We start from the raw sequence: 11,648 nt of genomic DNA on the forward strand, positions 1-11,648 counted from the left end.
GGACGCCCCACACAGCGCAGCCCCCGTACCACCGTGCGCAGGCGCCGATACTAACGGTCGGTCCTCGTACCGCCCGCCGGGCCCCGCCCCGCAGCGCAGCCGGGCACGAACCGAGCGGGTAGGGTAACGCCGCGCCAACTCGCGGCCCGGCCGGGCCGGTTCCACAGCCAGACCGCGCGCCGCGTGCGCGGCACCGTCAACCACAGGGGGAGCGCCAAAGTGCGTCGAAGGATCGAGGTGCGGCCGTGACTTCTGCCGCCGCCACGGGCTACTGCCGGGTGACCGTCGTCGCCCCCGACCGCCGGATCGACGTCGCCCTGCCCGAGGACGTCGCACTCGCCGACGTCTACCCCGAGGTGCTGCGGCTGGCCAACCAGAGCCAGCCCGACGGCACCCCCACCGGCTTCCACCTGGTCCGCCGCGACGGCACCGTGCTCGACAGCAGCCTCTCGCTGGCCGCCCAGCAGGTCCGCGACGGCGACCTGCTGGCGCTGCGCCCCTTCGCCGAGTCCCTGCCGCCGGCCGTCTACGACGACGTCGCCGACGCCATCGCCAGCGCCGTCGAGGCCGACCGCCGGTTCTGGACCGTCGACCTCATGCGCGGCTTCGGCCTGATCGGCACCGGGGTGCTGCTCACCCTGCTCGGCTTCGCGCTCTGGTTCTCCGACCTGCGCCACGACATGCACAGCCTGCCCGGCGTGCTGGCCGGCGTCGCCGCCGTCGTGCTCACCGCGCTCGCCGGGGTCCGCGCCCGGGTCTACGGGGACGCCCCCGCCGCCGTCGCGCTCGGCCTCGGAGCCCTGCCGCACGCCATGATCGCCGGCAGCGGCATCATCGCCGTCGCCCACCGGTGGGACGGCCCCGGCCGGCTGCAGTTCCTGACCGGCTGCGTCACCGTCCTGGTGATCGCCGTGCTGCTCGCCGGACTGCTGCCGGAGAAGGACGCGGTGTTCGTCGCCGCCGCCTTCGTCGCCACCGCCGGCGCGCTCGCCACCTTCGCCGCCGTGCTGATGCCGGACACCGCGGCCGGGAACATCGCCGCCGTCACCGGAGTCGCCGCCGTCGCCGCGGTCGGCTTCCTGCCCAGCCTCTCCGCCCGCTTCGCCCGGCTGCCGGTCGGCTTCAGCGCCCCCGGCCAGACCCGCACCCGCAGCCGCGACTACGACGAGGAGGCCGAGCGCGCCGAGGCCGTCCAGTACGAGCGGATCGCCCACCAGGCCCGCCGCGGCCACGAGGTGCTGGTCGGCCTGGTCGGCGGCTGCGCCGCGGTCGTGGTCGGCTCCTGCGCCGTCCTCTCGTTCACCGACCGCACCTTCCCCGAACTGCTCGCGCTCGCCCTGGGCATCGCCACCATGCTGCGCGCCCGGCTGTTCCGCTACACCGCGCAGGTCCTCAGCCTCACCGTGGCCGGCCTGCTCGGCCTGTGCCTGCTGATCGTCGGCCTGTCGCTGCACACCCCGCAGTTCATCCTGCGCACCGCCGGCTCCGGCACCGACCTGGACCTGCGCACCATCTGGCTGGCCGCCTCCATCGCCTTCGGCGCCGCGCTGCTCACCGCGATCGCCCTGGTGGTGCCCCGGCTCGGCGTCTCCCCGTTCTGGGGGCGCATCCTGGACCTGGTCGACAGCCTCACCCTGATCTCGCTGGTCCCGCTGGCGCTCGCCGTGCTGAACATCTACCGGCTGGTCCGCGGCGCCACCGGCTGACCCCGGGCGGGCAGCCCCCCACCCGCCGACCGGCCGGCAGGGCGGCACTGGTACGCTTGGCCTCCGAGCGCAGCCGTGTGTCCGCCCCCAGGGGCAGCCGACCGCCGGCCGCACTCGCGACACCGAGTTCTCGCAGAGTCCTGTGCTGTCGACCAGGACCGCTCGGTAGACCTTGAAGGAGTTGCAGTGGCTCTCGCCTCTGACGTCAAGAAGCAGATCATCGCCGAGTTCGGCCAGAAGGAGGGCGACACCGGCTCCCCCGAGGTCCAGGTCGCCATGCTCTCCCGTCGCATCTCGGACCTGACCGAGCACCTCAAGTTCCACAAGCACGACCACCACTCGCGTCGTGGCCTGCTGATCCTGGTCGGCCAGCGCCGCCGCCTCCTGCAGTACCTGGCCAAGAAGGACATCGAGCGCTTCCGTACGCTCGTCGACCGTCTGGGCATCCGCCGCGGTGCCGCCGGCGGCGCCCGCTAAGACCGCCGCTCGGGGCGGCTCCCCACACCGGGGAGCCGCCCCTCGCGCGTATGCCGCGGCGGTTCGGCCGCGGCACCCGGACATAACAACTCGCGCGCACCTCCCCAGGTGGCCGAGGATTGCACCGTAGGGTTGTGGGCATGCCGGGTGATGGCGCAGCAGCGCGCCACCCGGGCAGCAAGCCCGAACCCCCCGCGGGACGAAGGCTTCAAACGGAAGCCGCCCGCATCCGAGAGAGCGTCCAGACGCGGACCGCCCGTCCCGGCCCGGCAGCCGTGAGGCGCCGGTCCTCGGTAGTGGCCCCCGGAACCCCCGCAGCAGAGCGGGGCACCCCGGAGGCTTCGATCGAAGACCGGCCCGACTGCAGCCCTCCCTGAGGGCCCGGGGCCAACACCAGGCAGTGCGCGGGGACGCTCTCCCGGAGACGTACGAAAGAGGAGATCTTCCAGGTGGAAGAGAACGTGTTCTACGCCGAGGCCGTGATCGACAACGGTTCCTTCGGCACCCGTACCATCCGCTTCGAGACCGGCCGTCTGGCCCGTCAGGCCGCCGGCTCCGCCGTGGCCTACCTGGACGACGACACCATGGTGCTGTCGGCCACCAGCGCGTCCAAGCAGCCGAAGGAGCACTTCGACTTCTTCCCGCTGACCGTGGACGTCGAGGAGCGGATGTACGCCGCGGGCCGCATCCCCGGCTCGTTCTTCCGTCGTGAGGGCCGGCCCTCCGAGGACGCGATCCTCACCTGCCGCCTGATCGACCGCCCGCTGCGCCCGTCCTTCGTCAAGGGCCTGCGCAACGAGGTCCAGGTCGTCTGCACCGTGATGGCGCTCAACCCCGACCACCTGTACGACGTGGTCGCCATCAACGCCGCCTCCGCCTCCACCCAGCTGGCGGGCCTGCCGTTCTCCGGCCCGATCGGTGGCGTGCGTGTCGCCCTGATCAAGGGCCAGTGGGTCGCCTTCCCGACCCACAGCGAGCTGGAGTCGGCCGTCTTCGACATGGTCGTCGCCGGTCGCGTCCTGCCGGACGGCGACGTCGCGATCATGATGGTCGAGGCCGAGGCCACCGACAAGACCATCAAGCTGGTCGAGGGCGGCGCCGAGGCGCCGACCGAGGAGGTCGTCGCCGCCGGCCTGGAGGCCGCCAAGCCGTTCATCAAGGTGCTGTGCGCCGCGCAGTCGCAGCTGGCTTCCCAGGCCGCCAAGCCGACCGCCGAGTTCCCGGTCTTCCTGGACTACCAGGACGACGTCCTCGCCGCGCTGACCGCCGCCGTCAAGGACGAGCTCGCCCAGGCCCTGACCATCCCGGGCAAGCAGGAGCGCAACAACGAGCTGGACCGCGTCAAGGCCGTCGCGGCCGAGAAGCTGCTCCCCGAGTTCGAGGGCCGCGAGAAGGAGATCAGCGCCGCCTACAACGCGCTGACCAAGAAGATCGTCCGCGAGCGCGTCATCAAGGACAAGGTCCGCATCGACGGCCGCGGCGTCACCGACATCCGCACCCTGGCCGCCGAGGTCGAGGCCATCCCGCGCGTCCACGGCTCGGCGCTGTTCGAGCGCGGCGAGACCCAGATCCTGGGTGTCACCACGCTGAACATGCTCCGGATGGAGCAGCAGCTCGACACGCTCTCCCCGGAGACGCGTCGCCGCTACATGCACAACTACAACTTCCCGCCGTACTCGGTCGGCGAGACCGGCCGCGTGGGCTCGCCCAAGCGCCGCGAGATCGGCCACGGCGCCCTGGCCGAGCGCGCCATCCTGCCGGTCCTGCCGACCCGCGAGGAGTTCCCGTACGCCATCCGCCAGGTCTCCGAGGCGCTCGGCTCCAACGGCTCCACCTCGATGGGCTCGGTCTGCGCCTCGACCATGTCGCTGCTGAACGCCGGTGTGCCGCTGAAGGCCGCCGTCGCCGGCATCGCCATGGGCCTGATCTCCCAGGAGATCGACGGTGAGACCCACTACGTCGCGCTGACCGACATCCTGGGTGCCGAGGACGCGTACGGCGACATGGACTTCAAGGTCGCCGGTACCCGCAACTTCATCACCGCGCTGCAGCTGGACACCAAGCTCAACGGCATCCCGGCCTCCGTGCTGGCCGCCGCCCTGAAGCAGGCCCGCGACGCCCGCCTGCACATCCTCGACGTGATGAACGAGGCCATCGACTCGCCCGACGAGATGTCCCCGAACGCGCCGCGCATCATCACCATCAAGATCCCGGTGGACAAGATCGGCGAGGTCATCGGCCCCAAGGGCAAGATGATCAACCAGATCCAGGAGGACACCGGCGCCGAGATCACGATCGAGGACGACGGCACCATCTACATCGGTGCCGCCGACGGCCCGGCCGCCGAGGCCGCCCGCACCACGATCAACCAGATCGCCAACCCGACCATGCCGGAGGTCGGCGAGCGCTACCTGGGCACCGTGGTCAAGACCACGACGTTCGGCGCGTTCGTCTCGCTCATGCCGGGCAAGGACGGCCTGCTGCACATCTCGCAGATCCGCAAGCTGGCCGGCGGCAAGCGCGTGGAGAACGTCGAGGACGTCCTCGGTGTCGGCGCCAAGGTGCAGGTCGAGATCGCCGAGATCGACCCGCGCGGCAAGCTCTCCCTGATCCCGGTCATCGAGGGCGAGGAAGCCGGCGAGGCCGCTTCCGAGTGAAGCGCCGCTAGCTGACCCTTGCGGCCCGTACGCCTCCCGGCGTGCGGGCCGCACCCCGTTGTCCACGCGTTCGTCCGTACGTGCCGACGCACGTGCGTTTCCTCTGGAGGTACCCACCGTGGCCCAGGCCCCGGCGGTAAAGCAGCGTCCCGGCAGCACCCGGACCCTGCTCAAGGGCGTCGACGGCGCCGGCACGGTGCGCCGCTCCGTCCTGCCCGGCGGCCTGCGGGTCGTCACCGAGACCCTGCCGACGGTGCGCTCCGCGACCTTCGGCATCTGGGTCGGCGTCGGCTCGCGGGACGAGACCCCGCAGCTCAACGGCGCGACCCACTACCTGGAGCACCTGCTCTTCAAGGGCACCGAGCGGCGCAGCGCGCTGGACATCTCGGCGGCCCTGGACGCGGTCGGCGGCGAGATGAACGCCTTCACCGCGAAGGAGAACACCTGCTACTACGCCCGGGTCCTGGACACCGACCTGCCGCTGGCCATCGACGTGGTCTGCGACATGCTCACCGGCTCGCTGATCCGCCCCGAGGACGTCGACGCCGAACGCGGCGTCATCCTCGAAGAGATGGCGATGGCCGAGGACGACCCGGGCGACGTGGTCCACGACCTGTTCGCCAAGGTGATCTTCGGCAGCGGTCCGCTCGGCCGCCCGATCCTCGGCACCCAGGAGACCATCAAGGCCCTCACCCGGGACCAGATCGCCGGCTTCTACCACCGCCGCTACCGCCCGGAGAACCTGGTCGTCGCCGCGGCCGGCAACCTCGACCACCGCAAGGTGGTCAAGCAGGTCGAGCGGGCCTTCGCCCCGGTGCTGGCCCGCTCCACCGCGGCGCCCGCCGAGGCCCGCCGCGGCGTCAAGGCGCTGCGCACGGCCGGCAAGGTGGAGGTGCTCAACCGCTCCACCGAGCAGGCCCACCTGGTGCTGGGCGTGCCCGGGGTGCCCCGGCACGACGAGCGCCGCTGGGCGATGGGCGTGCTCAACGCGGCCCTGGGCGGCGGGATGAGCTCCCGGCTGTTCCAGGAGGTCCGGGAGAAGCGCGGCCTGGCGTACTCGGTCTACTCGTACTCCTCCTCCTACGCGGACAGCGGCCTGTTCGGCATCTACGCCGGCTGCCAGCCCAAGCGGGTCGAGGAGGTGCTGCGGATCTGCCGCGAGGAGCTGGCCAAGGTGGTCGCCGAGGGCATCACCGAGGAGGAGCTGCACCGCGCGATCGGGCAGATCTCCGGCTCCACCGTGCTCGGCATGGAGGACACCGGCTCGCTGATGAACCGCATCGGCAAGGCCGAACTCAGCTACGGGCACCACCTGTCGGTGGACGACATGCTGACGCGGATCGCGGCGGTGACCCTGGAGGACGTCCAGGAAGTGGCCCGTGATGTGCTGGGCGCGTACCGGCCGTCGCTGGCGCTGATCGGTCCGGTCAACGACAAGCGGGCCGCCAAGCTCGCCGATCTGCTGGTGTGAGACCCGAGACTGCTGGTGAGAGGACTTTCGCTATGACGCTGCGTGTCGCCGTGATCGGCGCCAGGGGACGGATCGGCTCCGAGGCGGTCAAGGCCGTCGAGGCCGCGCCGGACCTGGAGCTGGTCGCCGCCCTCGGGCGCGGCTCGAAGCTGGAGGAGCTGACCGAGGCCGGGGCCCAGGTCGCCGTCGAACTGACCCACCCGGACTCGGTGATGGGCAACCTCGACTACTGCGTCCACCACGGCATCCACGTGGTCACCGGCACCACCGGCTGGACGGACGAGCGGCTGGGCGAGCTGGAGGGCTGGCTCGTCCCGGCCGAGGCCACCGGCCGGCCGCCGCTGCCCGTCGGCGTGCTGATCGCCCCGAACTTCTCCATCGGCGCGATCCTCGGCATGAAGTTCTCGCAGATCGCGGCGAAGTACTTCGAGTCGGTCGAGGTGGTCGAACTCCACCACGACCGCAAGGCGGACGCCCCCAGCGGCACCGCCACCCGCACCGCCCAGCTGATCGCCGCCGCCCGCGCCGAGGCCGGGCGCCCGAAGCAGCAGGACCCGACCACCCACAGCCTGCCCGGCGCCCGCGGTGCCGACGTGGACGGGGTCCCGGTGCACGCCGTACGGCTGCGCGGCCTGCTCGCCCACCAGCAGGTGATGTTCGGCGACACCGGCGAGACGCTCACCATCCGGCACGACTCGCTGCACCACAGCAGCTTCATGCCGGGCATCCTGCTGGGCGTGCGCAAGGTCGTCGAGACCCCGGGGCTGACCTTCGGCCTCGAACACTTCCTGGACCTGTGAGCCCCTCATGACCTCCCGTACCGGTTTCTTCGTCCTGTCCGGCGTGCTGCTGCTGGTCGCCCTGCTCTGCGTGGGGGAGGGCGTCCAGCTGATCGCGACCGGCAAGCCGCTCGGCATCGGCATCGGCCTGTGCGCCTTCGTGATCCCGCTGATCGGCGTCTGGTTCCTGCGCCAGACCGTCCGCTTCGGCCGGGCCAGCGAGCAGCTCGCCCGGGAGCTGGAGGCCGAGGGCGGCCTGCCGGTGGACGAGCTGAAGCGCACCACCGGCGGGCGGATCGACCGGGCCTCGGCCGACGCGGTGTTCGCCCGCCGGCAGACCGAGGCGGAGGCCGCACCGGGCGACTGGCGGGTCTGGTTCCGCCTCGCGGTGGCCTACGCCGACGCCGGCGACACCCCGCGCGCCCGCAAGACCATGCAGCACGCCATCAAGCTGCACAGCACCGAACCCGCAAGGAGTAACGCGTGAGCGACGAACCGACGGCCCCCAGCTTCCGCAGCGACGTGACGGTGGAGCTGGTCCGCAGCGCCGCCGCGGACTCGGACGTCATCTGGTCGGCCCGGGTGTCGACCGCGGGGGAGCAGTCCCTGGAGGCGCTCCAGCAGGACCCGGAGAAGTCCCGGGGTCTGATCAACTTCCTGATGCGCGACCGGCACGGCACCCCGTTCGAGCACAACTCGATGACCTTCTTCATCAGCGCGCCGATCTTCGTGTTCCGCGAGTTCCACCGGCACCGCAGCGGCTGGTCGTACAACGAGGAGTCCGGCCGCTACCGCGAGCTGGAGCCGGTGTTCTACGTCCCGTCCGAGGACCGCAAGCTGGTCCAGCAGGGCCGCCCGGGCAAGTACGAGTTCCACGAGGGCACGCCCGAGCAGCACAGGACCACCACCGGGGCGATGGAGGCCGCGTACCGCGAGTCCTACGCCCGCTACCAGGAGATGCTGGCGGCCGGCGTGGCCCGCGAGGTGGCCCGCGCGGTGCTGCCGGTCGGCCTGTTCTCCTCGATGTACGCGACCTGCAACGCGCGCTCGCTGATGCACTTCCTCTCGCTGCGCACCCGGCGGGAGAACTCGGCGGTGCCGTCCTTCCCGCAGCGCGAGATCGAGATGGTCGCCGAGCAGATGGAGGAGCAGTGGGCGCAGCTCATGCCGCTCACCCATGCGGCCTTCGAGAAGCACGGCCGAGTCGCCCCCTGACCTGGGACGACAGGCATATGGGCAGAGTGTCTGGCATGTCTGGATTGCGGCTTTTCTAGCCGCTCCCTACATTCGTGACCACGGATTCCGGTGCTGCCTGAACCCCCGAGCGGGCAGCACCGGAGTCCCACCTCCCCACCCCCGCCTGCTCCACCTGTCCGAACCATGGACCGGCATGGGTACCGTCCCACCGCCTACGAGTAGTTTTGGACGCATGGCTCCGACCTCCACCCCCCAGACGCCGTTCGGCCGGGTGCTGACCGCGATGGTCACCCCGTTCACCGCCGACGGCGCACTCGACCTCGACGGCGCCCAGCGCCTCGCCACGCACCTCGTCGACTCCGGGAACGACGGCCTCGTCGTCAACGGCACCACCGGTGAGTCCCCGACCACCAGCGACGCCGAGAAGGCCCAGCTCGTCCGCGCCGTGGTGGAGGCGGTCGGGGATCGCGCCCACGTGGTGGCCGGGGTCGGCACCAACGACACCCACCACAGCGTCGAGCTGGCCCGGCAGGCGGAGGCCGCCGGGGCGCAGGGGCTGCTGGTCGTCACGCCGTACTACAGCAAGCCCCCGCAGGAGGGCCTGTACCGGCACTTCACCCAGGTCGCCGACGCGACCGGCCTGCCGGTCATGGCGTACGACATCCCGGGCCGCAGCGGGGTCGCGCTGAGCCACGAGACCCTGGTCCGCCTGGGAGAGCACCCGCGGATCGTCGCCAACAAGGACGCCAAGGGTGATCTGGGCGCCGCGGCCTGGGCGATCGCGCGCTCCGACCTCGCCTGGTACTCCGGCGACGACATCCTCAACCTGCCGCTGCTGTCCGTCGGAGCCGTCGGCGTGGTCAGCGTCGTCGGGCACGTGGTGGCCGGTGAGCTGAAGTCGATGATCGAGGCCTACCTGGGCGGCGATGTGGCCAAGGCCACCGCGATCCACCAGGGCCTCCTGCCGGTGTTCACCGGTATGTTCCGCACCCAGGGCGTGATCCTCAGCAAGGCCGCGCTGGACCTCCAGGGCCTGCCGGCCGGGCCGCTGCGGCTGCCGCTGGTCGGCGCGACGCCCGAGGAGATCGACCGATTGAAGCAGGATCTCGCCGCAGGCGGGGTACACCTGTAGCAGACACAGACGTGCGCGCCCCGGCTCGCCGGACCCGCCCGGGTCCGCCGCTGGACCGGACCGAAGGCGCGAGAGCACCGACCCAGTAGGAAAACGACACTGAGTACGCACGCCATATGTCTCCAGGGGAGGACCCCGGGCATATGGCGTGCGCCGTGAAGGAGAGTCTTTTGAGTCACCCGCATCCCGAGCTCGGCGCGCCCCCGGCCCTGAAGGAGGGCGCCCTCCGCATCACTCCGCTCGGCGGCCTCGGCGAGATCGGCCGCAACATGACGGTCTTCGAGTACGGGGACCGCATCCTGATCGTCGACTGCGGCGTCCTCTTCCCCGAGGACGAGCAGCCCGGTGTGGACCTGATCCTCCCGGACTTCAGCTACATCCGGGACCGCCTCGACAAGGTCGACGGCATCGTCCTCACCCACGGGCACGAGGACCACATCGGGGCCGTCCCCTTCCTCCTCCGGGAGAACCCGGACATCCCGCTGATCGGCTCCAAGCTGACCCTCGCCCTGATCGAGGCCAAGCTCGCCGAGCACCGCATCCGGCCGTACGTGCTGGAGGTGAAGGAGGGCCAGCGCGAGCGCATCGGCCCCTTCGACTGCGAGTTCATCGCGGTCAACCACTCCATCCCGGACGCCCTGGCCGTGGCGGTCCGCACCCCCGCCGGCATGGTCGTGGCCACCGGTGACTTCAAGATGGACCAGCTGCCGCTGGACGGCCGCCTGACCGACCTGCCGACCTTCGCCAAGCTGGCCGAGGAGGGCATGGACCTGCTGCTGGTGGACTCCACCAACGCCGAGGTCCCCGGCTTCATCCCGCACGAGCGGGACATCTCGGCGGCCCTGCGGAACGTCTTCGCCAACGCCGACCGGCGCATCATCGTCGCCTCCTTCGCGAGCCACGTGCACCGCATCCAGCAGGTGCTGGACGCCGCCCACGAGTACGGCCGCAAGGTCGCCTTCGTCGGCCGCTCGATGGTCCGCAACATGGGCATCGCCCGCGACCTCGGCTACCTGAAGGTCCCCGGCAACCTGATCGTGGACGTCAAGCAGCTGGACGACCTCCCCGAGAAGGAGGTCGTGCTGATCTGCACCGGCTCGCAGGGCGAGCCGATGGCGGCGCTGTCCCGGATGGCCAACCGCGACCACCAGATCCGCATCGTCGAGGGCGACACCGTCGTCCTGGCGTCCTCGCTCATCCCGGGCAACGAGAACGCCGTCTACCGCGTGATCAACGGCCTGACCCGCTGGGGCGCCAAGGTCGTGCACAAGGGCAACGCCAAGGTGCACGTCTCCGGCCACGCCTCGGCCGGTGAGCTGCTGTACTTCTTCAACATCTGCAAGCCGCGCAACCTGATGCCGGTCCACGGCGAGTGGCGCCACCTGCGGGCCGCCGCCGAACTGGGCATCGCGACCGGTGTGCCGCGCAACCGCGTGGTCATCGCCGAGGACGGCGTCTGCGTCGACCTGGAGAAGGGCGTCGCCCGGATCGTCGGCAAGGTGCGGGCCGGCTACGTCTACGTGGACGGCGCCTCGGTCGGTGACATCACCGAGGCCTCGCTCAAGGACCGCAAGATCCTCGGCGAGGAGGGCTTCATCTCGGTCTTCGTCGCGGTCGACTCGACCAACGGCAAGATCGTCGGCGGCCCGTCCATCCAGGCCCGCGGCTCCGGCATCGACGACAACGCCTTCGGGCCGGTCGTCGCCAAGCTCCAGGAGGCCCTGGACCGCTCGGCGAGCGACGGCGTGCTGGAGCCCCGTCAGGTGCAGCAGCTGGTCCGCCGGATCATCGGCAAGTGGGTCGCGGACAACTTCCGCCGCCGGCCGATGATCCTGCCGGTCGTCGTCGAGGTCTGATCGACTCCGCTGGTTTGACGTGGGGCGACCCGGTGCGTAATGTTCTCCGGGTTGCCCCACGGGACGAGCCCCAAGGAAGTCCTCGAATGCGAATGCGAATTCGAGAACGACCGGGAAAACGGACCGAGAAACTCTGATAGAGTTCGGGAGCGCCGAAAGGCGAAAGCCAAATCGGATGAATGAAGCTCCGGAAAACGGAGCGGAAAACATCTGATAAGCTGGAAACACGAAAGAACGAAGCGCCCGGAGGGCCCGCTGGAAGGCGGCCCGAAGGAAGTGTCCGTTCCTTGAGAACTCAACAGCGTGCCAAAAGTCAACGCCAGATATGTTGACATCCCCGGCCTCAGATGTTTTCTGGGGTTGGAGATTCCTT

9 protein-coding genes are annotated in these 11,648 nt (G+C 70.7%); all 9 read left to right on the top strand.

Translation table 11 applies throughout. The features are described from left to right. Positions 1-245 precede the first annotated feature (245 nt). The 9 genes from eccD to ACZ6Z8_RS36135 all read left to right on the top strand — a co-directional run bounded on the left by eccD (position 246) and on the right by ACZ6Z8_RS36135 (position 11,275). Positions 246-1,706: a type VII secretion integral membrane protein EccD gene (eccD, locus tag ACZ6Z8_RS36095; RefSeq protein WP_465614231.1), complete on the top strand. Its 1,461-nt coding sequence runs from the start codon at positions 246-248 to the stop codon at positions 1,704-1,706. A gap of 186 nt (positions 1,707-1,892) precedes the next feature. Beyond that, positions 1,893-2,183: a 30S ribosomal protein S15 gene (rpsO, locus tag ACZ6Z8_RS36100; protein WP_030289909.1), complete on the top strand. Its 291-nt coding sequence runs from the start codon at positions 1,893-1,895 to the stop codon at positions 2,181-2,183. Between the two features lie 449 nt (positions 2,184-2,632). Continuing rightward, positions 2,633-4,840 carry a polyribonucleotide nucleotidyltransferase gene (locus ACZ6Z8_RS36105; protein WP_465614232.1) on the top strand — a complete coding sequence of 736 codons (2,208 nt, stop codon included), beginning with the start codon at positions 2,633-2,635 and terminating at the stop codon, positions 4,838-4,840. Positions 4,841-4,898: 58 nt separating this feature from the next. Beyond that, positions 4,899-6,311 carry a M16 family metallopeptidase gene (locus tag ACZ6Z8_RS36110; RefSeq protein WP_465614233.1) on the top strand — a complete coding sequence of 471 codons (1,413 nt, stop codon included), beginning with the start codon at positions 4,899-4,901 and terminating at the stop codon, positions 6,309-6,311. A 32-nt stretch (positions 6,312-6,343) separates the two neighbouring features. Beyond that, positions 6,344-7,111: a 4-hydroxy-tetrahydrodipicolinate reductase gene (dapB, locus tag ACZ6Z8_RS36115; RefSeq protein ID WP_465614234.1), complete on the top strand. Its 768-nt coding sequence runs from the start codon at positions 6,344-6,346 to the stop codon at positions 7,109-7,111. A gap of 7 nt (positions 7,112-7,118) precedes the next feature. Beyond that, entirely contained in the window at positions 7,119-7,577 is a 459-nt protein-coding gene (locus tag ACZ6Z8_RS36120) for a tetratricopeptide repeat protein (RefSeq protein WP_396539121.1), read from the top strand. Next, the gene (thyX, locus tag ACZ6Z8_RS36125; protein WP_030289914.1) at positions 7,574-8,305 is read left to right on the top strand and encodes an FAD-dependent thymidylate synthase; all 732 of its coding nucleotides are present in this window, start codon (positions 7,574-7,576) and stop codon (positions 8,303-8,305) included. The genes ACZ6Z8_RS36120 and thyX overlap by 4 nt, the downstream gene beginning before the upstream one ends. A gap of 214 nt (positions 8,306-8,519) precedes the next feature. After that, complete coding sequence (gene dapA, locus ACZ6Z8_RS36130) at positions 8,520-9,419, top strand: 4-hydroxy-tetrahydrodipicolinate synthase (protein ID WP_465614235.1); 900 nt, start codon at positions 8,520-8,522, stop codon at positions 9,417-9,419. Positions 9,420-9,589: 170 nt separating this feature from the next. Next, positions 9,590-11,275, top strand: a complete 1,686-nt coding sequence (locus ACZ6Z8_RS36135; RefSeq protein WP_465614236.1) for a ribonuclease J — start codon at positions 9,590-9,592, stop codon at positions 11,273-11,275. Positions 11,276-11,648: the final 373 nt, after the last annotated feature.

The organism is Kitasatospora sp. NPDC101108 (assembly GCF_055584725.1).

Excerpts from the sequence above, each read along its gene's own strand:
- dapB (WP_465614234.1), top strand. The coding sequence starts at position 6,344 with ATGACGCTGCGTGTCGCCGTGATCGGCGCCAGGGGACGGATCGGCTCC.
- ACZ6Z8_RS36120 (WP_396539121.1), top strand. The coding sequence starts at position 7,119 with ATGACCTCCCGTACCGGTTTCTTCGTCCTGTCCGGCGTGCTGCTGCTG.
- dapA (WP_465614235.1), top strand. The coding sequence starts at position 8,520 with ATGGCTCCGACCTCCACCCCCCAGACGCCGTTCGGCCGGGTGCTGACC.